Genomic DNA, 20,301 nt, shown 5'->3' on the forward strand with positions numbered 1-20,301 from the left:
GCGATAGTCAGTGCTCGCAACGCGATCCGGCCCATGGCCGACCTCCCGCAGTCGATCCGATGCCCGCCCGCTCGCCTACTTCAGCCGTACGTTCATCTCTTGCGCAAACACACGCTTCCACTCCTCGATGATCGACTCGGTGACGAGCGACGCGTGGGCAGCGATGCTGAGTGCCAGGTGCGGCGCGCCGCTGGCGCTGGGCACCGCGGTGCCCATGCCGAAGCCGTCCGTCACCACCGTTCCCTGGCTCAAGGCGAAGCCGGTCTTTCGCGCCATGCGCACCGCACCGCGCACGCTCTGAGGGTTGAGGCGGGGGTACGGCTTCAGCCCCGGCGCGATCAGTTCGATGATCTGTTCGCCATGCTCCTTGTCCAGCGCCGCCAGCAACGCAGTGGCGCCCGCCCCCACGCCGAGCAGGCGCCGCTGGCCGACTTCGACGGGCACGAAGCGCATGAGCGCCTGGCTGTCCGCCTTGGCGAGACAGACGGCTTCGACACCGCTGCGTCGCATCAGGTACGCGGTGGCGCCGGTTCGGTGTGAGATCGCCGTGAGCACGGGCCGCCAGTGCGCCACTTCGAGCATGCTGGCGGACGGCGCGAGGCTCAGCTCGTGGACCAGCTCGCCCAAGCGGTAGCGCTTGTCCTGCTCGGGCGCGCTGGCAAGCCGCTCCTCTATCAGGCAGCGCAGGATGCGGTGCGCGGTGGAGCGCGCCAGCACGCAGTCGCGCGCCACCTCTGCCAGCGTGGCGCCCTCGGCGCCGGCCTTGCCCAGCGCGCGCAGCACGGCCGCGGCGCGCCTGATCGCCTGCGTCCCGTCGGGTGCGGCTGGTTCAGGACGAGAAGAAGTGCCCATGATGTGGAACAGTTGCGGCCGTGATTTCCCTTGCCGATGGATCAAGGTGCTGGATACCTTCGTGCAGATGCGCAGAATTCAATGCCCGAGTATCCCACCATGTGGTTGATACCAACTTCACCCAAGCCGCAGAGGAGCACGAACGACATGGGCCCCATCTTTTCCATTCCGCCTTCCGGTCGCCGGCGCAGCCTGCTGCTGGCAGCCACGGCCGCCGCCGCACTGGGCGGCATCGCTTCGTGGCCCGCCTCGGCGCAAGGCACCTTCCCCGACAAGCCGGTGCGCATCGTCGTACCGTTCGGCGCTGGCGGATCCGACTCCCTTGCTCGTGCGCTTGGCGAGAAGCTCGGCGCGCAGCTCAAGCAACCCGTGATCGTGGAAAACAAGCCCGGTGCGGCGGCCCTCATCGGCACGGAATACGCGGCCGCACAGCCGGCCGATGGCCACACCATCCTGTTCCTGGGCGGCGGCAGCCTGACGCCTGTGCTGGTCAAGGACCTGAAGTTCAACCTGCTGCGATCGATGCGGCCCGTCGTCTGCGTGGCGCGCGGCGGCATGACGCTGATGGTGCCGGGCACGCTGCCGGTGAACAACTTCCGCGAGTTCGTCGACTACGCCAAGAAGAACCCCGACAAGGTCAATTTCAGCTACACCGCGGGCAGCATCCTGCTGGCGGGCGAAATGCTGAAATCGCGTGCGGGCTTCGAGGCCACGCCGATCCCCTACAAGGGATCGACGCAGGTCGCCACCGCCCTGGTCGCCGGAGAGATCCAGATGGGCATCGACGTGCCGCTGTTCTACGTGGGCCTGATCAAGGAAGGCCGCATCAAGGCACTGGCGCATGGTGCCGCCGAGCGCTCCCCTTCCCTGCCCGACGTGCCCACGCTGGCGGAAGTCGGCGTGCCCGACCTCACCTTTGCCTTCTCGTTCGGCTTCTGGGCACCGGCCGCCACGCCCAAGCCCGTCGTCGATCGACTCAACGCCGCATTCAACGAGGTGCTGAAAGACCCCGACATCCGCGCCCACCTCGCGCAGGCCGGCGTGATACCGGTCGGTGGTGCGCCGGAGGTCCATTCCCGCCAGGTGGCGGCCGAGCAGCAGATGTGGGCGCAGGCGGCTGCGGCGATCGGCTACAAGCCGGAGTAGGCGCATGTTCTCCTTGTCAGGCAAGACGGTCGTCGTCACCGGCGGCGGGCGCGGCATCGGCCGGGGAATCTCGCTGGCGGCCGCGCGCTGCGGTGCCAACGTGGTGGTCAGCGGCCGATCGAAAGAGGCGTTGGACGAGACGCAAGCCGAACTGGAAAAGCTGGGCGTTCAGGTGCACGCCGTGGCCGCCGACATCACGCGCGCCGAAGACATCGCGCGCATCGTCGCCGAAGCGGAGCACCGGTTCGGCGCCATCGACGGCTGGGTCAACAACGCCGGCAGCGCAGCGCGCGGCGACACCGGCCCGCTGCTGGAGGTGCGCGAAGACCAGTGGGACCGTGTGGTCGACCTGAACCTGAAGTGGACCTTCTTCGCGGCGCAGGCGGCCGCGCGCGCCATGCAGCACGGCGGCTCCATCGTGAACATCACGTCGCGCAGCGCCTCGCATCCCAACCCGAACACCGGCCACTACGGCGCGGCCAAGGCCGCGGTCGAGAACCTCACGCTCACCATGGCCGCCGAATGGGGCCATCGGGGCATCCGCGTCAATGCCGTCGCGCCCGGGGTGGTGATGACCGAGGAACTGGCGAAGGTCTTCGACACCGAAGCTCGCATCCGTCGGCAGGTGGAGACAGTGCCATTGCAGCGCCTGGGAACACCCGATGACATCGGCCCGCTCTGCGCCTACCTGCTGTCGGACGAGGCGTCATGGACCACCGGTGCCTTGATCGCAGTCAACGGCGGCAGCCCTGTCCCCATGGGCTATTTGAGCTACCTCCACAAGGTGAACAACGCGTGAATTTCGAATGGACCGACGAACAGCGGGCCCTGCGGGAGCGGGTGCGCGCGCTGCTGGCGCGCGAGCTGCCGCCCGACTGGGAACACATCAGCCGTCACGGCCCGGGCTCCCCGGCGCAAACGGCGTTCTCTCTGGTGTTCTGCCCCAAGCTGGCCGCCGAGGGCCTGCTGGTGCCGCATTGGCCGGTGGCGCATGGCGGGCGCGGTGCACCGGCGTGGGAGCACTTCATCGTCGGCGAAGAGCTGTTCGCCGCGGGCGAGCCGCGCGGCCCGCAGTACATGAACGCCAACTTCATCGGCGCCACGCTGATGAAGTACGGAACGCCGCAGCAGCAAGCCCGCTACCTGCCGGACATGGCCGCGGGCCGCGCGCTGTGGTGCCAGGGCTTCTCGGAACCCTCGGCAGGCTCCGACCTGGCGTCGCTGGCCACGCGTGCAACGCTGCACGGCGACGAATACATGATTAACGGCAGCAAGGTGTGGACCTCCTACGCGGGCATGGCGCAGACCTGCTTCCTGCTGGCGCGCACCGGCGCGGGCAAGGGCGGCATCGCGATCTTCCTGGTGCCCATGGACACGCCCGGCATCACCGTGCGTCCAATCCCATCGTTGATCGGCCATGGCGACATCCACGAGGTCTTCTTCGACGACGTGGTGGTGCCCGCGACGGCACGCCTCGGCGAGGAGGGCCAGGCCTGGGCCATCATCGGCTACGCGCTGTCGCTGGAGCGGGTGGGCCTGGCACGCTATGCGTTCTCGCGCCGCGTGCTGGACCGGATGGTCTCTGAATTGAAGGCACAGGGCCGATTCGCCGATACTGCCGTCCGATCTCAAGCGGCACAGGCGCTGGCCGCATGCGAGGCGGCGCGCCTGCTGGTCTACCGCGTGGTGGACGAGCGCGCGCGCGACCTGCCGCCGAGCGCAGTCGCCAACCTGGCGCGCGTGGCCGTGGTGAAGGCCGACCATGCCGTGTCGGATTTCACGCTGGCGCATTTCAGCGACGCGCTGTGCGGCGACGGCTGGCCGCTCGTGCTGGCACACCACGAACGCGCCATCGCCGCAGGCATCGCATCGGGTGCGGCGGAAATCCAGCTCAACCTCATCGCGCACGAGTGGCTGCAGCTGCCGCGCGAACCTCGTCCGGCAAGCGCATGAACCTTGAATTCAACCCCGACCAGGTGGCCCTGCTCGATGCCGTCGAGCGCATCGCGGCGGACCACGAGGCGCGCCCGGTGCTTGGCGTGAACCACTTCGAGTTTTCCGCATCGCTGCAGGCCGACCTGACCTCCGCCGGCCTCTTCGACGCCGCGGCCGTGGAGGAGCTCGGCCCCGTGGCCGCAGCGGCGATGGTCCACCGCCTGGCCAAGCTGCCGCAGTGCCTGGAGCTTGTCGCAGCTGCGCTGGTGCTGCCCCTGCTCGCATCCGCCCTGCCCGGCCCATGCGCCCTCGTCTGGGATCGCCGCGACCGGCCCGCGCGCTGGCTGCCCGGCGCGCGCACGGTGCTCTGCATCCGCGGCAACACGGTCGAGTGCGCGGCGCTCACGGACGCCGACGCCGCAGCGCTGGACAGTCCCTTCGGCTATCCAGTCGGGCGCCTGGTCGCACCGGACATGCTCTCGTGGCGGACGCTCGACCTGGACGGCGCCGAATTGCGCCGGCTCTGGCGGGTGGGCGTTGCGGCCGAGCTGAGCGGCTGCCTCGAAGCGGGCCTGCACGCCGTGACCGCCCATGTGCGCGACCGCCGCCAGTTTGGACGCCCCCTGGGCGCGTTCCAGGCTGTCCAGCATCGGCTGGCCGCCGCGGCAGTGCAGGTGGAGGCTGCGCGCTGGCTTGCGCTGCAGGCGGCACACAGCGGGAGCGCCACCGATGCCGCCTGCGCGCTGGCGCACGCACAAGGATGCACGCCCGCCATCACCTACGACCTGCACCAGTTCATGGGGGCCATGGGCCTGACGCTCGAACATCCGCTGCACCGATGGACCACGCGCGCCAAGATGTTGCGCTCGGACCTGGGCGGCGCCGAGGCGCAGCAGCTGGCACTCGCGGCCGCAGCCTGGAATCTGGAGGAAGCAGCATGAAAAACGACACGCGCACCCGCATGCCGCTCACCGGCGTCAAGGTCCTCGACCTGAGCCGCATCCTGGCGGGGCCACTGGCCGCACAGGCGCTGGCGGACCTCGGTGCGGAAGTCATCAAGGTCGAGCGCCCCGGCAACGGCGACGAGGCGCGCCGCTGGGGGCCGCCGTTCCTGAAGGACCGCGACGGCAACGACACGCGCGAGTCGCCCATGTACCTGTCGGCCAACCGCAACAAGCAGTCGATCACCATCGACATCGCAAGTGCCGAAGGGCAAGACCTGGTGCGCCGCCTGGTCGCGCGCTCCGACGTGCTGATCGAGAACTTCAAGGTCGGCGACCTGGCGCGCTACGGGCTGGACCATGCATCGCTGCGAACGCTGAATCCGCGGCTCATCTACTGCTCGGTCACCGGCTTCGGCCAGACAGGCCCGAAGAGCCACCTGCCGGGATACGACACCGTGTTCCAGGCCATGAGCGGCATGATGAGCGTGACCGGCTTGCCGGACGGCGTGCCCGGTGGCGGCCCGATGAAGACCGGCCCGAGCCTGGCCGATTTCATTGCCGGGCAGTACGCGGCCTCGGGGGTGCTGGCCGCGCTCTACGAGCGCGACGGTCCCAATGGCACGGGCATGGGCCGGCACATCGACATCGCGTTGCTCGACTGCACCATCGCCGCCCAGACGCATTCGGTCATGACGTATCTCGCGGCCGGGGTGGTGCCGCCGCGCCGCGGCACCGAAGGCAACGGTGGTCTGCCTTCGCAAGCCTTCGAATGCGCCGACGGCGGCATCATCGTCATCTGCGGCAGCGAAGCGCAGTACCGATCGTTCTGCCACGTGCTGGGCCACCCGGCGCTGGCCGACGACCCTCGCTTCGTCACCAATTCCGAGCGCCTGGCGCACCGGCGGGAACTGGCCGAGGTGTTCAACGCCCTCACCCGGCAATGGCGCGCCGGCGAGCTGCTGGCGGCGCTGGAGCAAACGGGCATCCCCAGCGGCCCGATCAATCGCTATGCCGAAGTGTTCGCCGATCCGCAGGTGGTGCACCGCGGCGTGACGCAGCGCGTACCGCACCCCACGGCCGGCGAAGTGACGCTGTGCGTCAACCCGATCCGCTTCACGGGGACCCAACCGCCGCCGCCCACCGCGCCGCCGACCATCGGCGAGCACACCGACCGCATTCTGCGCGACGTGCTCGACATGGACCCGGCCGAGATCGCAGCCCTGCATGCGCGGCGCATCGTCTGAGGACGCATCTATGACGCGTGGTTTCGGGACCCTCCTGTGCGACATGTCGGGCGCAGGCGTCGCCACGCTCACCCTCAACCGTCCCGCGTCGCTGAACGCCCTGAGCCGGCAGATGGCCGATGAACTGACCGACGCACTCACGCGCCTTGCCGCCGAGCCCCAGCTGCGCGTGCTGGTCCTGCGCGGCGCAGGCGATGCCTTCTGCGCGGGTGGCGACGTGCGCGACATGGCCGGCCACGGCGCACGGCAGGCGACCGAAGCGCTCGAAGGCATGGCCCGGTACCGCCGGCTCGTGCTCGCGCTGCATGGCTTCCCGCGGCCGGTGATCGCCGCCGTCGACGGCGTGGCCTTCGGCGCGGGCATGAGCCTCGCGCTGCTGGCCGACATCGTGCTGCTCAGCGATCGCGCCAGGCTCTGCATGGTGTTCCAGCGCATGGGCCTGATGCCCGACTGCGCGGCGCTCTACACCCTGCCTCGCCTGGTCGGGCTGCAGCAGGCCAAGGCGCTCGCGCTGTCGGCGCGCGAGATCGACGCGGCCGAGGCGCAAGCCATGGGCCTGGCCCTCGAAGTGCTGCCTTGGCGATCGCTGCATGCACGCGCGAACGAACTGGCCGCCGCGATCGCCAAGGGTTCGCCCACCGCGCTCTCGCTGACCAAGCAGGCACTGGACGCATCGCTGCAGAGCGACCTGCCGACGATGCTCGCCATGGAGGCGAGCGCGCAGGCCATTGCCCTGGCCAGCGAGGCGCACCGGATTGCGGCGCAGGCTTTCGTGCGGAAAGAAGAACCGACCTACGTCTGGCCCGCGCGATCCGCAGCGACCGGGCAGTAGGTGGCGCCCTACAACTTTCGGGTCCATCGATAACGCAATCTTATCGATCCGCGCAATCACAGTATTGGACGCGTCGTGGGGTACCGATTCCAATGCGCAACCATGGAGACACCGCTGATCGCCGCCAGCCTGAGATGGCTGTTCACCGAATGGCCGCTGGCCGAACGCTTCCGCGCGGCGGCCGCCTGCGGCTTCCGCGCGGTGGACCTGAGCCTGCCCTACGAGCTACCGCTGGCAGAACTGCGCGCGTCGCTGCTGCGCCATGACCTGCGCTTCCTCTACCTGCTGGCCGCACCGGGCGATTGGGGCGCCGGCGATCGCGGTCTGGCCGCCGTGCCCGGGCGGCAGGAAGAATTTCAGGCCGGCATGCACGAGGCGATACGTTATGCACTGGAACTCGGCCGCCCGCTGATTCACCCCCCGGCCGGCAACGTGCCCGAGGGTGCCGACCCGGCCGAATGCGCGCATTTGCTGCTCGACAACCTGCGCTGGGCCTGCATGCGGGCCTCCGAGCACGGCCTGCGCGTCGTGCTGGAGCCGGTGTGCCGACGTGACTTCCCGAGGTACCCGGTCAACACCGTGCACCAGGTGATCGATCTGGCCGAGCGCATCGGTGCGGCCAATCTCGGCATCGTGCTGGACTTCCATCACGTGCAGTGGGAGCACGGGCACGACATGGCGCAAGTGCATGCCGAACTGCGCCGCGCAATGCCGTTGCTGTCTTACGTGCAGATTGCCTTTGCGCCGGATCGCCGGGGCCCCGACGAATCGGGACACGACGTGCACGCCATCATCGTCGAAGCGCAACGCCTCGGTTATCGTGGCGCATTCAGTTGCGAGTACCGGCCCACCGGCAGCTCGCGAGCGAGCCTGCGTTGGGCAGATCGTTATGGCATCCGCGCCACTCCAGGATGGCAAGAGGAGACGCAACTTTGACTTGTATGCACCGCCGCTCGCTGCTGTCGCTGGGCCTCGCATGGGCCGCCGGCGCGCGCGCGCAGTTCGCCGCCGCGGACAAGCCGATCAGGTTGATCGTGCCCTACAGCGCGGGAGGCTCGCTCGACACCATCGGGCGCTCCCTGGCTGAAGGCATGAGCCGTGACCTCGGCGTGCCGGTGATCGTGGACAACCGCACCGGCGCCTCGGGCACGATCGGCGTGGCAGCGGCCGCGCGTGCCGCGCCCGACGGCCGCACGCTCCTCCTCGGCGGGTCCAGCACACATGCGGTGCTGCCGGCGGCATCGCCCAGACTGCCCTACGACGCGGTGGCCGACTTCACCCCGATCTCGATGGTCGCCGAGGTGGAGAACGCGCTGGTCGTCAGCCCAACGCTGCCCGTCAAGAGCATGGCCGAGCTGGTGGCCTATTGCAAGGCGCGGCCCGGGCAGCTGGCTTTCGGTTCCTCGGGCGCGGGCGGCATCACGCACCTGGCCGGCGAGCTGTTCAGGATGGCCGCAGGCGTGGACGCGATCCATGTGCCCTACAAGGCGAACTCCGAAGTCGACGTGGCCTTGCTGAGCGGGCAGCTCCAGTTCGCCTTCGCCACGCTCGCGACGGCCATCCCGCACATCCGGGCTGGCCGCATGCATGCGCTCGCGCTGGCCAGCACGCAGCGCTCGGACTTTCTGCCGGCGCTGCCCACCACGGCCGAAGCCGGATTTCCGGGGATCGTCGCGGTGTCCTGGGCGGCCCTGTACGGGCCCGCGAAGCTGGACGCCGCCGAGGTCGCGCGGCTGAATGCGGCAGCCCAGAGCTCGCTGGAGCGACCCGAGTTGAAGGCGCGCTTCAACGCGATCGTCACGCGCGTGCTTGCAAGCACGCCGGAAGAACTGGCCGACTACCAGAAGCGCGACCATGCGCGCTGGCGCCGCGTGGTCCAGGCCGCCGGCATCAAGCTGGAAAGCTGAGCTACGCCCCGCCTGGGGCGCTCCCCAACCTCGAACTCGATCGCAGCGGGCATCGAGCGGCGCAGCCCGCCCGGACGCCCCCGATGGCCGTTGCCCCCAACGGGCTTAAAGTCGGCGAGGATTGACGAGCAAACCTTCACCTACATGAACCTGCGCCGCCTTCGCTATTTCGTCGTGCTGGCAGAGGAGCTGCACTTCGGGCGCGCCGCGCAGCGCCTGCATGTAGCCCAACCCGCGCTCACGCAGAACGTCCAGGCGCTCGAGGCCGAGTTCAACGTCGCGTTGCTGGCCAGGTCGAGCCGCCGCGTCGAGCTCACCGAGGCCGGCGCGGTGCTGTTCGCCGAGGCGCAGCGCCTGCTCGAGCTGGCGGATCAGGTCGGCCACCGCATGCATGCTTTCGTGCTCGGCCGCGAAGGCACCCTGCGCTTGAACTTCGCCCGGTCGGCGGCCGGCGGTGCCTCGAGCGCGATCGTGGAGATGCTGCGCAGCGAGGCGCCCGCGCTGCAATTGCAGATCAATTCCCAGTACACGGCCAAGAGCATCGAGGATCTGCTCGACGGCAAGCTCGACGCGGCTTTCGTGCGCTCGCCGCTGGAGCTGGCAGACCCGGCAGTCGGTCAGTTGCAGGTGCTGCCGATCGGCAGCGAGGCGCTCGTGGTCGGCTTGCCGCGATCCCATCGCCTGACGCGGCGCCAACGCATCCGTGTCGCGGACCTCGCCGACGAACCGATCGTGACCGGATCCGCCGAGCGCGCCCCGGGCTTCTATCGCATGATGTTCGGCCAGATCTGGGGCGAAGGCTCTCCGCGGATCGTCCTCCACGAGCCCGACGAGGAGCACATGCTGCGCGCCGTGGCCGCGGGAACCGGTCTCACGATCCTCACCGAGTCACGTGCAAGGGCCATCCAGGTCCAGGGCGTCGCCATACGCCGGTTCGCGGCGCCGGAGCCGCGCGCGGGATTGGCGCTGGTTTGGCTGGCGGGCAATCTCAACACCGCACTGGCCGCGCTGGTCGACGTCGCGCATCGGTTCGTCTCGCAGCCCCCCGCCTGACCGCGACGGGCCCCGCCCCGCCCCGCTCCGCCCTGCCCTGCCCTGGACTATCGATCGGATTTACTTATCGATCGGGCGAGCAACAGTATTGGACGCGACCCGGGCCGGCTTTTCTAATCGTCGGCAGGAGACCAACCATGTTCGATATCACATCTGCCTGCGGAGTGAAGACGGGGCGAGCCCGATGAACGGCGCCACGAGCCTGGTGAAGACGCTGCTGGCCTCGGGCGTCGACACCTGCTTCGCCAACCCCGGCACGAGCGAAATGCACTTCGTCGCGGCGCTGGACACCGTGCCCGGGATGCAATCCGTGCTCGGTTTGCAAGAGAACGTCGTGACGGGCATGGCCGACGGCTATTTCCGCATTGCGCGCAAGCCGGCCTGCACACTGCTGCACTGCGGCCCGGGCTTCGCCAACGGCATGGCCAACCTGCACAACGCCCGCCGGGCGCGCAGCGGCATCGTCAACATCGTGGGCGACCAGGCGACCTTCCACCGTCCCTTCGACGCGCCGCTGACTTCCGATACGGCGGGCATGGCGCAGACCGTCTCGGCCTGGGTGCGCACCAGCACGCATGCGGCAGAGCTCGGCCGCGATGCCGTCGAGGCGATCGGCGCCGCACGCGCTTCAGGCGGCCAGATCGCCACACTGATCCTGCCCGCCGATGTGTCGTGGGAGGAAGGCGGCAAGGTCGGCGCGCCGAAGGCGGCACCCGTGTCGCCGCCGATCGATCCCTCGGCCATCGAAGGCGCGGCCCGCATGCTGCGCGGGCGGGACGACGTGCTGCTGCTGCTGGCCGGCGGCGCCGTACTGGGCGAAGCGCAGCGCCTGGCCTGGCGTATCGCAAAGGCGACCGGCGCCATGTTGATGGCCGACTTCGTGAACGCACGCCTCGAGCGTGGGCGCGGCCGCCTGCCGATCGATCGAGTGCCGTACGCGCGTGATGAGGCGCTGGCGGCGCTCGGGCGTTACCGGCAGATCGTGCTGGTGAACGCGCGCCCGCCAGTCGCCTTCTTCGGGTACCCCGGCGTGTCGTCGCTGCAGTACGCGCCGGGCACCCGGTTCCATGTGCTGTCGCGGCCCGACCAGGATGCGGAGGAAGCCCTGCGCGCGCTGGCCCAGGCGTTGGACGTGCCGGATGCCGAAATGCCCGATGCCGGACAGCGGCCTGAACCCGCACGCGGCGCACCGTCGCCCGAAGGCCTGGCGCAGACGCTGGCCGCGCTGATGCCCGAGGACGCCATCGTCTCCGAGGAAAGCGCCACCTACGGCCGCCACTTCTACCGCTTCACCCACAGTGCACCCGCGCATGATTGGCTGCACCTTACCGGTGGTGCCATCGGCGACGGCATGCCCGTGGCCACGGGTGCCGCACTGGCGGCAGGCCGTCAGCGTCGCGTGATCAGCCTGCAGGCCGACGGCTCGGGCATGTACACGGTGCAGTCGCTGTGGACCCAGGCCCGCGAGCAGCTTCCGGTGACGACCATCATCATCAACAACGGCAAATACAACATCCTCATCGGCGAATACCGCAAAGTCGGCGCCGGGGCCACGCCGGGCACCACTGCGATGTCCATGCTGGACCTGGGCAATCCGCCGCTGAACTGGGTCAGCCTGGCCCACGGCATGGGCGTGGAGGCCGCCAGGGCCACCACCCTCGAGCAATGCGCCGACCTCATGCGCGCCAGCTTTGCCCGGCGCGGTCCGTTCCTGATCGAGCTCATGGTGTGAGTTGGCCGATTGCAGCTGCAACTGAAACGAAGGAGACACGCATGAACACCCTCGACATCGGCAACCGTGGGCCGCGCCCGGTCAGACGCCGGACGGTCCTTGCCGCCGGCCTCGGGCTGGCAGCGACGATTGCGCACGCCCGCGTTGCGCTGCCCATGCGCAAGGTGACCATGATTCTTCCATTCGGCCCCGGCGGATCGGCGGATGTGATCGCGCGTGCGCTGGGTGCGGGCATGGCCGAGGAACTCGGCCTGCCGATCGTCATGGACAACCGCCCCGGCGCGTCGGGCGCCATTGCCGCGTCCGCCGCCGCGCGAGCGCCCGGCGACGGATCGACGCTGTTCTTCGGCGCATCGTCGACGCAGTCCGTGCTGCCGAACGTGCGGACCTCGCTGCCGTTCGATCCGGTGGCCGATTTCACGCCGATCTCGATGGTGGCGGAGGTCGAGAACGCGCTGGTGGTCACGCCCTCGATGCCGGTGCGGTCCGTCGGCGATCTCGTCGCGGATGGCAAGGCACGCCCCGGGAAACTGGCCTACGGCTCCTTCGGCGTCGGCAGCATCACCCATCTCGCAGGCGAGCTCTTCAAGATGTCGGCCGGCATCGACATGCTGCACGTTCCCTACAAGACCGCGACGGACCAGGACGTGGCGCTGATGACCGGCGAACTGCAGTGCGCCTTCGTCACCCTGGCTTCGTCCATGCCGCACATCCAGGCCGGAAAGATGCGGGCGCTGGCCGTGGCCAGCCGCGAGCGGTCGCCGTTCCTGCCGCACGTGCCGTCCACGGCCGAGGCGGGTCACCGGGCTGTTGTGGCGGTGTCGTGGGGAGCGCTCTACGCCCCGCGCAAGTTGGACCCGGCGCTGGCGACCACCTTCAACGCCGCCGTGCGGGCGGCGCTGGAGCGCCCGGATGTACGCCAACGCCTGGCCACCATCCACGTGCGACCGATGGCGAGCTCGCCGCAGGCGCTCGCTGCGTACCAGGCGGACGACCGGGCGCGCTGGGCCGAGGTGGTCAAGGTCGCCCGCATCCGGCAGGAGGCTTGAGCATGATCCGGCTCGATCCCAATCTGCGCTGGCTGTACACCGAACTCCCCATGGCCGAGCGTGCCGCTGCCGCGGCGGCCGATGGATTCCGGGGCGTCGAAGTGGCGTTTCCGTACGCGATCGCGGCGCGCGACTACCGCGCTGGCCTCGAGGCGTCGGGCCTGGCGCTCGTGCAGATCCTTTCGCCGACCGACTGGGACGCGGGTGAGCGCGGACTGACGTGCCTGCCCGGCCGGGAGGACGACTTCCGCGCCACGATCCGGGCCGCCGTCGCCTACGCCGTCGAATGCGGCCGGCCATTGGTCCACGCGCCGCTGGGCAACGTGCCCGCCGGTGCCAAGCGGGCCGACTGCATCGCCGTGGCGCGCGAGAACCTGCGCTGGGCTGCCGACGTGGCTGGCGCGCACGGGCTCACGGTCCTGATCGAGGCTTGCTGCAGCGCACGAATCGCCGACTACCTGCTCCATGCCAACAGGGATGCGGTGGCCCTGATCGAATCGGTGGCGCGCAGCAACCTGAAGCTGTGCTTTGACACCTATCACGTGGCGATGGAGGGGAACGCGCTGGCGGAGGATCTCGACATCGCCTGGCCGCACGTCGGGCACGTGCAGATCGGCAACGCACCCGGGCGCCACGAGCCAGGCGAGGGTGAACTGGACCTGCAGGCCTTCCTCGGGCTGCTGGAGCGGCGCGGCTGGAGCGGCTGGGTCGGGCTGGAGTACACGCCGCGCCGCACTACCAGCGACTCGCTGGCCTGGGCGCGCGCGCTGGGCCTGCTGCCGGAGCATGTGCAATGAGCAGCGCCAAGGGGGCACCAGTGACCGAAGTGCAGGCCCTGATCGGCACCTGGCGCCTGCTGTCGTTCCGCATCCTCTACGACGACGGCGGCGTGGAGTTTCCGATGGGTGCCGATGCCGAAGGCCTGATCGTCTACACGCACGCCGGCTTCATGACCGGCGCGCTGATGCAGCGTGGCCGGCCGAAGTTTTCGGCGGTGCGCGCCTCGGTGGCCGAGCGCGGCATCGGCTCGGCCGACGAGATCGTTGCCGCCTTCAACGGCTATTTCTCGTACTTCTGCCGCTTCGAGACCGATCCGGCCCAACGCAAGCTGACGCACCGCGTCATCGGCTGCCACCTTCCGGATTGGGAAGGCCGCACGCTGGAGCGGTTCTGGCAGTTCGAGGACGCCGGCGACCGACCGCGGCTCGCGCTGCGCTCCGCGCCGCTGTCGATCAACGGCCGCCCGGCCTGCAACGAGTTGAAGTTCGTGCGCGAGCCGGACGTTCTCCCGAGCGGGGTGGGCGCATGAGGGCCGTGCTCATCGCGCGCGACGACAGCGGCGCGCCGCAGCCTCGGCTGCAGGAGGTGCCGGAAGCCGTGCCCGGTCCGCGCGAAGTGCTGGTCAGGGTGCTCGCGGCCGGCATGAACCGGGCCGACCTGTCGCTGAAGACCGGCCACTTCCGTGCCATGACGGGCAGCGGGCCGGCCGGCGTGGCCGGGCTCGAGATGGCCGGCGAGGTCGTGGGCTACGGCGCGGAGGTGCGGGCCTTCGGCCTCGGCGACAAGGTCATGGCGATGTGCAGTGGCGCGCACGCGGAGCGGGTCTGCGTGGACGAACGCCTGCTCATGCGCGTGCCCGCCGGCGTGGAGGCAATACAGGCGGCCGCCTGGCCGGCCGCGCTGATGACGGCGCATGACGCGCTCGTCAGCAACGGGCGCCTGGCGCGCGGCGACCATGTGCTCGTGCAGGCCGCGAGTTCGGTGGTCGGCATCGCCGCGGTGCAACTGGCACGGCTGCTCGGCGCCGGGCAGGTGATCGGCACCAGCACCTCGACCGACAAATGGGAGCGCCTGCGCGCGCTGGGCGTGACCCTGGCCGCGCACAGCGGCCCCGCGCTCGAGGCCGCCGTGCGGGAAGCGACGAACGGCCATGGCGTGGACGTGGTGGTCGACCACCTGGGCGCTCCCGCGCTCGCCGAGAACATGGCCTGCGCAGCGCTCGGCGCGCGCATCGTGAGCGTGGGACGCATGGGCGGCACGGCCGGGCCGGTCGACCTCGACCTGCTTTCGCTCAAGCGGCTGTCGCTGGTGGGCGTGACCTTTCGCACGCGCACCGCCGACGATGTGGCCGCGCTCATCGCGCGCATGCTCGCCGACGTGGCCCCGCTGCTGCAGGCCGGGCGCTTCAGCATGCCGATCGACAAGATGTTCGCGCTGGACGACGTGGCCCAGGCCCATGCGTGGATGAAGTCGCGCCAGCAATTCGGCAAGGTGATCCTGCAACCATGACACAAGAAGAAGACAGAACCCAGCGGATCGCCTGGATCACCGGCGCGGGCTCCGGGATCGGACGCGCCGCCGCGCTGGCCCTGGCGCAGGCCGGCCACGTCGTCGTCCTGTGCGGCCGCCGGGCCGACGCACTGCAGGCCGTGGCCCGACTGGTGGCCGTGCAGGGCGGCACGGCGCACAGCTTCGTGCTGGACGTGACGGACAGCGAGGCCGTCGCCTCCACCTTCGTGGCCATCGAACGCGACGTCGGACCCGTCGACGTGCTGGTGAACAGCGCCGGCATCAACGTCACGGCGCGGTCCTGGGCCGAGGTCGGCATCGCCGACTGGCGCCGGATCGTGGACGTGAACCTGACCGGCACCTTCCAGTGCATGCACGCCGTGCTGCCCTCGATGCGGGCCCGGCGCGAGGGCCTCGTCGTCAACGTCGCGTCGTGGGCAGGCCGACATGCATCGCCGATCGTCGGGCCGGGGTACAACGCGACCAAGCATGCGGTGGTCGCGCTGACGCACAGCTTCAACATGGAGGAAGGGCGCAACGGCTTGCGCGCCTGTGTGCTCATGCCCGGCGAGACGGACACGCCGATCCTCGACCAGCGGCCGGTGCCCGTGCCGGCGCAGGAGCGCGCCCGCATGCTGCAGGAGGACGAACTGGGCCGGACCATCGCCTTCGTCGCCGGCATGCCGGCGCGGGTCTGCGTCAACGAGATCCTGATCAGCCCAACGCACAACCGGGCTTTCGGCGCATGAGTGGCCGGGCGAAGCAGCGCAGGCAAGGGGCCATGGCCCGCCTGCACGCCACAGGAACCTCGCGCGGGCCACACAGCCTGCTACTGCTCGATGATTGCGTTGACTAGAACAGACCTCGACTCACCGATGTGCTTTTTCAGCAACTCGCCAGCGCGTGCAACCTCGCCAAACCTGACGGCAAGAAGAATTTCCACATGATCGGCACTCGAGGTCGGATCCCAGTCTTCGGCTTGGGTGGCACCAATCATGTAGCGTGTTCTCGCGACGTGGAGTTCCCTGATCGAATCGAGCAAGATCGGCATGCCGCAGGGCTCGTACAAGGCCATATGAAAGCGCCGGTTCGCCTCTTCCCAATCTCGCATGTTCTTGGCTTTTTCGCTCGCGGCGATGGCCGCTTTCGCCAGCGCAAGGCTGGCGTTGGTCATCTTCTTCATCGCCTCGGACAGCGCTAGTGGTTCCAAAGCTTGACGCATCAACGTGATTTCGACGACAGACGCGAGATCCAAAGGTGCAACCCGCACACCCTTCCTGGCGATTGCAACCAGCAGCCCCTCGGACTGAAGCTGCCGGAATGCTTCCCGCACCGGGATGTGGCTGGTGCCGAACTCCTTGGCGATCGCGTCCTGAAGGACTTTCTCGCCTGCCTTGAGCGTGCCATTGACGATCCGCTCCTTCAGGATGCGCGCGATCTTCTCGGACCACGGCAAATTCGATAGATCGTTCGACATGGGGATGAATTGCTTTCGTATTGCCGGCTACAGACCCAGCGAGCCCACTCTGGCCTCGACCGCGGCGAGTATCGAACCGTCGACGACGGCCTTCTTGAGCGTGTCCAGGTCATCATGGACCCAGCGGTCCTCGCCCAGCGTTGCCGGTACGACCGCTCGTATGGCCTTGAGCGCGGCCTGGCTACCGATCCCCAGCGAAAATTGCTTCAGGTTGCGCTCGCTCAGATCGAGGGCTTGCGCAGCCAGAAGCAGTTCGACCGTGACGACCGCTTGCGCATTCTCGACCACCGTGCGGCTTCGCCGGGCAGCGAAGCACGAGTTGCTGATGTGATCCTCGGTGTTGCCTTTTGCAGGCAAGCTGGTCGCGCTGGCAGGACTGCACAGGCCCATGTTCTCAAGAACCAGACCGGTTCCCATGCTTTGCACAGTCGGGAATCCGGAATTCACGCCAGGACGCTCCGCAATCAAATTGGCAGGCAATCCGAAGTTGCAAGCCGGATCAATCAAGCGCGCGCTGCGGCGATCGCAGATGGCACCGAGATCAGTAACGACCAGAGCGAGCAAGTCCATGGCCTGTGCGATGTACTGGCCGTGGAAATGACCCGCGGAGATGATCTCGTAAGCATCTTCTTCCGGAAAGATAAGAGGGTTGTCGGTCGCGCTGTTCATCTCCGTCTGGAGAATGCCGTCGATGTAGTCGAGAGCGTCCAGAACGGGCCCATGAACTTGCGGCGCACAGCGCAGGGAGTACGCGTCCTGAATCCTCGGCGACAGAGGCGGCTTCTGCGGCAGACCGACTGCCGACTTCTCGGCATTCGGCGTTCCCCATAGAACGATCTGCCGCGCCGGTTCCGTACAGCGCGCCGAACTCTCGATGAGCTTGCGGATGGACGCGGCCACACGCCGTTGGCCTTTGTGGGGCCGCGCCAGCATGACGCGATCCTGGAAGCACGCGACATCCGCGCGCAAAGCCTCGAGCGAAAGAGCAAGCGAGACCGTTGCAGTTGAAAGCAGAGCGCGGGCGTCATGCGCTGCAAGCACCGCGTAGGCCAGGGAAGCAGTTGCCCCGTTGATCAGCGCCGTCGCGTCCTTGGCCTGCACGTCCAGGGTCGGCGCAAGGCCCGCTCGCTCGAACGCAGCGGCCGCTGAGAGCACCTCGCCCTCGTATTCGACCTTGCTCTCGGGCATTCCCATCATCGCCCCCGCCATCAGCGCCAGCGGTGCAAGATCACCACTCGCACCGACGCTGCCTTTCGATGCGACGATCGGCGTGATGCCGTGGTTGAGCATGTCGACCAAGCGGTCGACCATCGCAAGTCGAACGCCGGAGTGATTGCTTGCAAAGGCATTCACTCGCAAGACCATCATCGCCCGAACGACCTCCTTGGGCATCAACTCACCTGTGGAAGCCGAGTGCGACCGAATCAGGTTCGTCTGGAAAGCGACAACATCCTTCGCCCCGATCCGCAGGCTCTTGAGCGAGCCAACGCCGGTATTGAAGGCATACATGAGGGGCGCCGCGTCAGTCAGCCAGTTTGTCTCTATGTACTCGCGCGCCTGGGCAAGCGCTCTCCTGCACTCTTTGTCCAACTCGAGCCGTTGGTGCTCTCGTGCGACGGCGATCAGCGACGCGGGAGTCAGGCCTTTTCCATCGAGGATGACAGGAGCATGTTCGGTGTTCATAGGCTGCCCAGTTAAAAGCATATATTATCTATGAAACTTCACGGGTTCAACCCGCGGTGACTTCGTCGCTGCAGGGGCGCGCATGTACGCGCCCGCGTGGCTGAACTGATGCCTTGCTCCGGAAGACGCCAGATGTGTCCGCACACCGAACATGCGCGGGAATCTTGAGCCCGTGCGAGGCCCCGCGGCGTACGCTGACTCAGTACTTCTTGTCCTGCCAATGCGCTCACATTGGCCGCCGAATACCGCCTGATTCAGACCCGAGGAGAAGCCGTGAACTTCCGCTACGCGATGATCGCCCTCGGTTGGTTCTCTGCTGGCAACGCTCTGGCGGATCCGCCCGCAGACGTCATGCAGATTGTCCGTGCTGCGGATATCAAATACGTTCCCAGCCGTTTCGGCCCGAACTTCCCCATCGCATTGCTGGCCGGCGATCCGACACAACCGGAGTCCTACGTCGCCCGTGTGAAGTTCCCTCCTGGCTTCATGAGCCCCCCTCACTTCCATAGGGAGACCCGATACATCCTTGTGCTCAAAGGCACCTGGTGGGTTGGCGCCGGTCCGTCGGGCAGCAAGGACGCGACCTTTCCAGTTCCCGCAGGAAGTCTCGTGGTTCGCCATGGGAACAAGATCCACTTCGATGGCGCCAAGGATGAGGAAGTGGAACTGCAGATCATCGGGATCGGCCCCAGCGTGACGACAGACGTCGATGAGATGGGGCAGCCCAAACGATAGCTGTGCAGCCACCAGAGCCTAACAGCTGTCCACGGCGCGGACAAATCCTGCGTTGCGCCTTGCGCGCGAGGATGCGCCTCTAGCATCGAGAGAGCACCAGATCTGCATCGCTTTCCGGTCCGCTCCATTTCAACGCCAACCACGCAGGCCCACCATGCACATAGCACGAGATTCCAAGGGCGAGATCGTCGAACTGCCGCCCCTTCCATCGACGCTCAATCCGTTTCCCGAGTACGCCAAGCTTGCGGACCGAGGTCCCGTGGTGCGGGTCAAGACCCCTGTGGGCACCGAGGTCTACCTGGTCACGCGGTGGGCGGAAGCGCTCCAAACAATGACCCATCCCGACGTGGCAAAGGGTTCGGAGCATCTGCACAGGGCCATCACCGCGCAGGGGCGCAGCGGGCCGGGCGCGGGCTCGCCCATCGGTGGCACGGTGCCGGGCAATCTGCTGAATTCCGATCCGCCCGACCACACGCGCCTGCGCTCGCTGGTCATGCTTGCATTCACGCCGCGGCGGCTCGAGCAGGTCAGGGACAGCGTGGAGCAGCTGGTTGATCGACTGATCGCGCAGATGAGCGGTCGTTCCGAGGTGGATCTCATCGGCGATTTCGCCTACCCGATCGGCATCACCACCATCTGCACGATCCTCGGCGTTCCAGAGGGCGACCGCACGAACTTCAGGCAATGGGCTGAGTGGGCCATGACGCCCGGCCACGCCGAACAGACGGGCTCCATCGGGCTGCTGCAGGCGTACCTTGCGAACCTCATCCAGTCGAAGAGCGATGCGGTGGCCGAAGGCTCCCAGCCCGACGAGCAGCCGGACCTGCTCAGCGCCATGATGGCTGCGCGCCATGCGTCGAATGCGCTCACGCTCCAAGAAGCCAAGAGCATGGCGTACCTGCTCCTGATCGCGGGCCACGAGACGACGGTCGGGCTGATCGGCAATGCGCTTTTGCACCTGATGCTGAATCCTGAGCAGAAGCAACTGCTCGTGCAGGACCGTTCATTGCTGAGGAATGCATTGGAGGAAACGCTGCGGTACGACGGTCCCGTGCCCTACACCACCTTCCGCGTCACCACGGCCGACGTGATGATCGGGAACTCGGTGATCCCGGAGAACAGCATCGTTCAGGTGGTCCTGGCGGCCCTCAACCGCGATCCCCTGAGGTTCGAGGAACCGGACAAGTTCGACATCCGCCGCAAGATCAAGCAGCACATGGCTTTCGGAAGCGGAATACATTTCTGCGTCGGCTCGCATCTGGCACGACTGGAAGCGCAAACCGCGGTCGGACGTTTCCTCCAGGCGTTCCCCGAGGTCGAACTCGGCTGCAGCCCGGAAGACATTCCCTGGCTGGGCACAGTGATCCGGGGAACGCGGTCGCTGCCGGTGCGCCTCGGCAGCCGCCCGCAGGTCAAAATCTGA

Annotated in this window: 20 protein-coding genes; 17 read left to right on the forward strand and 3 right to left on the reverse strand. The window is 68.0% G+C overall.

The genetic code is table 11. From position 1 onward, the window contains the following. Positions 1-75: 75 nt before the first annotated feature. Positions 76-852, reverse strand: a complete 777-nt coding sequence (locus tag AC3A6J_RS21510) for an IclR family transcriptional regulator (RefSeq protein WP_487862025.1) — start codon at positions 850-852, stop codon at positions 76-78. 147 nt (positions 853-999) lie between these two features. On the opposite strand from AC3A6J_RS21510, the gene AC3A6J_RS21515 reads away from it, so the two are divergent. From AC3A6J_RS21515 to AC3A6J_RS21585, 15 genes are all read left to right on the forward strand, one after another. After that, positions 1,000-1,998, forward strand: a complete 999-nt coding sequence (locus AC3A6J_RS21515; protein WP_487862026.1) for a Bug family tripartite tricarboxylate transporter substrate binding protein — start codon at positions 1,000-1,002, stop codon at positions 1,996-1,998. A gap of 4 nt (positions 1,999-2,002) precedes the next feature. Continuing rightward, entirely contained in the window at positions 2,003-2,797 is a 795-nt protein-coding gene (locus tag AC3A6J_RS21520) for an SDR family NAD(P)-dependent oxidoreductase (RefSeq protein WP_487862027.1), read from the forward strand. Beyond that, entirely contained in the window at positions 2,794-3,951 is a 1,158-nt protein-coding gene (locus tag AC3A6J_RS21525; RefSeq protein WP_487862028.1) for an acyl-CoA dehydrogenase family protein, read from the forward strand. Before AC3A6J_RS21520 ends, AC3A6J_RS21525 begins: the two co-directional genes overlap by 4 nt. Next, positions 3,948-4,874, forward strand: a complete 927-nt coding sequence (locus AC3A6J_RS21530) for an acyl-CoA dehydrogenase family protein (protein WP_487862029.1) — start codon at positions 3,948-3,950, stop codon at positions 4,872-4,874. Before AC3A6J_RS21525 ends, AC3A6J_RS21530 begins: the two co-directional genes overlap by 4 nt. Next, positions 4,871-6,121 (forward strand): CaiB/BaiF CoA transferase family protein, encoded by a 1,251-nt coding sequence (locus AC3A6J_RS21535; RefSeq protein WP_487862030.1) that lies wholly within the window; start codon positions 4,871-4,873, stop codon positions 6,119-6,121. The genes AC3A6J_RS21530 and AC3A6J_RS21535 overlap by 4 nt, the downstream gene beginning before the upstream one ends. Before the next feature lie 10 nt (positions 6,122-6,131). After that, a complete protein-coding gene (locus AC3A6J_RS21540) occupies positions 6,132-6,953 on the forward strand; it encodes an enoyl-CoA hydratase/isomerase family protein (RefSeq protein WP_487862031.1) in 822 nt (273 codons plus the stop codon). Positions 6,954-7,055: 102 nt separating this feature from the next. Then, positions 7,056-7,889, forward strand: coding sequence for a hydroxypyruvate isomerase family protein (locus tag AC3A6J_RS21545; protein WP_487862032.1), 834 nt, complete (start codon positions 7,056-7,058; stop codon positions 7,887-7,889). Positions 7,890-7,894: 5 nt separating this feature from the next. Next, positions 7,895-8,860 (forward strand): Bug family tripartite tricarboxylate transporter substrate binding protein, encoded by a 966-nt coding sequence (locus AC3A6J_RS21550; protein WP_487862033.1) that lies wholly within the window; start codon positions 7,895-7,897, stop codon positions 8,858-8,860. A gap of 144 nt (positions 8,861-9,004) precedes the next feature. After that, positions 9,005-9,913 (forward strand): LysR family transcriptional regulator, encoded by a 909-nt coding sequence (locus AC3A6J_RS21555; RefSeq protein ID WP_487862034.1) that lies wholly within the window; start codon positions 9,005-9,007, stop codon positions 9,911-9,913. 184 nt (positions 9,914-10,097) lie between these two features. Next, complete coding sequence (locus AC3A6J_RS21560; RefSeq protein WP_487862035.1) at positions 10,098-11,645, forward strand: acetolactate synthase large subunit; 1,548 nt, start codon at positions 10,098-10,100, stop codon at positions 11,643-11,645. Positions 11,646-11,686: 41 nt separating this feature from the next. After that, complete coding sequence (locus tag AC3A6J_RS21565) at positions 11,687-12,694, forward strand: Bug family tripartite tricarboxylate transporter substrate binding protein (RefSeq protein WP_487862036.1); 1,008 nt, start codon at positions 11,687-11,689, stop codon at positions 12,692-12,694. Positions 12,695-12,696: 2 nt separating this feature from the next. After that, positions 12,697-13,491 carry a hydroxypyruvate isomerase family protein gene (locus tag AC3A6J_RS21570; protein ID WP_487862037.1) on the forward strand — a complete coding sequence of 265 codons (795 nt, stop codon included), beginning with the start codon at positions 12,697-12,699 and terminating at the stop codon, positions 13,489-13,491. After that, complete coding sequence (locus AC3A6J_RS21575; protein WP_487862038.1) at positions 13,488-14,003, forward strand: lipocalin-like domain-containing protein; 516 nt, start codon at positions 13,488-13,490, stop codon at positions 14,001-14,003. The genes AC3A6J_RS21570 and AC3A6J_RS21575 overlap by 4 nt, the downstream gene beginning before the upstream one ends. Then, a complete protein-coding gene (locus AC3A6J_RS21580) occupies positions 14,000-14,983 on the forward strand; it encodes a zinc-binding dehydrogenase (protein ID WP_487862039.1) in 984 nt (327 codons plus the stop codon). Before AC3A6J_RS21575 ends, AC3A6J_RS21580 begins: the two co-directional genes overlap by 4 nt. Beyond that, complete coding sequence (locus AC3A6J_RS21585) at positions 14,980-15,732, forward strand: SDR family oxidoreductase (RefSeq protein ID WP_487862040.1); 753 nt, start codon at positions 14,980-14,982, stop codon at positions 15,730-15,732. Before AC3A6J_RS21580 ends, AC3A6J_RS21585 begins: the two co-directional genes overlap by 4 nt. Positions 15,733-15,812: 80 nt before the next feature. Here the strand turns inward: AC3A6J_RS21585 and AC3A6J_RS21590 are convergent, their stop codons facing one another. Both AC3A6J_RS21590 and AC3A6J_RS21595 read right to left on the reverse strand, forming a co-directional pair. Then, complete coding sequence (locus AC3A6J_RS21590) at positions 15,813-16,460, reverse strand: GntR family transcriptional regulator (protein WP_487862041.1); 648 nt, start codon at positions 16,458-16,460, stop codon at positions 15,813-15,815. A gap of 27 nt (positions 16,461-16,487) precedes the next feature. After that, positions 16,488-18,143 (reverse strand): HAL/PAL/TAL family ammonia-lyase, encoded by a 1,656-nt coding sequence (locus AC3A6J_RS21595; RefSeq protein WP_487862042.1) that lies wholly within the window; start codon positions 18,141-18,143, stop codon positions 16,488-16,490. Between the two features lie 273 nt (positions 18,144-18,416). Here AC3A6J_RS21595 and AC3A6J_RS21600 point away from each other — a divergent pair, with 273 nt between their 5' ends. Together AC3A6J_RS21600 and AC3A6J_RS21605 are read left to right on the forward strand one after the other, a co-directional pair. Beyond that, positions 18,417-18,878 carry a cupin domain-containing protein gene (locus AC3A6J_RS21600; RefSeq protein WP_487862043.1) on the forward strand — a complete coding sequence of 154 codons (462 nt, stop codon included), beginning with the start codon at positions 18,417-18,419 and terminating at the stop codon, positions 18,876-18,878. A 154-nt stretch (positions 18,879-19,032) separates the two neighbouring features. Further along, a complete protein-coding gene (locus AC3A6J_RS21605; protein WP_487862044.1) occupies positions 19,033-20,301 on the forward strand; it encodes a cytochrome P450 family protein in 1,269 nt (422 codons plus the stop codon).

The organism is Variovorax sp. Soil_C_39 (assembly GCF_057656815.1).

What these genes read in the sequence shown, in the direction of transcription:
- AC3A6J_RS21570 (WP_487862037.1), top strand. Translation starts at nt 12,697, where the DNA reads ATGATCCGGCTCGATCCCAATCTGCGCTGGCTGTACACCGAACTCCCC.
- AC3A6J_RS21555 (WP_487862034.1), top strand. Translation starts at nt 9,005, where the DNA reads ATGAACCTGCGCCGCCTTCGCTATTTCGTCGTGCTGGCAGAGGAGCTG.
- AC3A6J_RS21590 (WP_487862041.1), bottom strand. Translation starts at nt 16,460, where the DNA reads ATGTCGAACGATCTATCGAATTTGCCGTGGTCCGAGAAGATCGCGCGC.
- AC3A6J_RS21535 (WP_487862030.1), top strand. Translation starts at nt 4,871, where the DNA reads ATGAAAAACGACACGCGCACCCGCATGCCGCTCACCGGCGTCAAGGTC.
- AC3A6J_RS21595 (WP_487862042.1), bottom strand. Translation starts at nt 18,143, where the DNA reads ATGAACACCGAACATGCTCCTGTCATCCTCGATGGAAAAGGCCTGACT.
- AC3A6J_RS21520 (WP_487862027.1), top strand. Translation starts at nt 2,003, where the DNA reads ATGTTCTCCTTGTCAGGCAAGACGGTCGTCGTCACCGGCGGCGGGCGC.
- AC3A6J_RS21585 (WP_487862040.1), top strand. Translation starts at nt 14,980, where the DNA reads ATGACACAAGAAGAAGACAGAACCCAGCGGATCGCCTGGATCACCGGC.
- AC3A6J_RS21540 (WP_487862031.1), top strand. Translation starts at nt 6,132, where the DNA reads ATGACGCGTGGTTTCGGGACCCTCCTGTGCGACATGTCGGGCGCAGGC.
- AC3A6J_RS21580 (WP_487862039.1), top strand. Translation starts at nt 14,000, where the DNA reads ATGAGGGCCGTGCTCATCGCGCGCGACGACAGCGGCGCGCCGCAGCCT.
- AC3A6J_RS21575 (WP_487862038.1), top strand. Translation starts at nt 13,488, where the DNA reads ATGAGCAGCGCCAAGGGGGCACCAGTGACCGAAGTGCAGGCCCTGATC.
- AC3A6J_RS21545 (WP_487862032.1), top strand. Translation starts at nt 7,056, where the DNA reads ATGGAGACACCGCTGATCGCCGCCAGCCTGAGATGGCTGTTCACCGAA.
- AC3A6J_RS21530 (WP_487862029.1), top strand. Translation starts at nt 3,948, where the DNA reads ATGAACCTTGAATTCAACCCCGACCAGGTGGCCCTGCTCGATGCCGTC.
- AC3A6J_RS21510 (WP_487862025.1), bottom strand. Translation starts at nt 852, where the DNA reads ATGGGCACTTCTTCTCGTCCTGAACCAGCCGCACCCGACGGGACGCAG.
- AC3A6J_RS21565 (WP_487862036.1), top strand. Translation starts at nt 11,687, where the DNA reads ATGAACACCCTCGACATCGGCAACCGTGGGCCGCGCCCGGTCAGACGC.
- AC3A6J_RS21560 (WP_487862035.1), top strand. Translation starts at nt 10,098, where the DNA reads ATGAACGGCGCCACGAGCCTGGTGAAGACGCTGCTGGCCTCGGGCGTC.
- AC3A6J_RS21550 (WP_487862033.1), top strand. Translation starts at nt 7,895, where the DNA reads ATGCACCGCCGCTCGCTGCTGTCGCTGGGCCTCGCATGGGCCGCCGGC.
- AC3A6J_RS21605 (WP_487862044.1), top strand. Translation starts at nt 19,033, where the DNA reads ATGCACATAGCACGAGATTCCAAGGGCGAGATCGTCGAACTGCCGCCC.
- AC3A6J_RS21515 (WP_487862026.1), top strand. Translation starts at nt 1,000, where the DNA reads ATGGGCCCCATCTTTTCCATTCCGCCTTCCGGTCGCCGGCGCAGCCTG.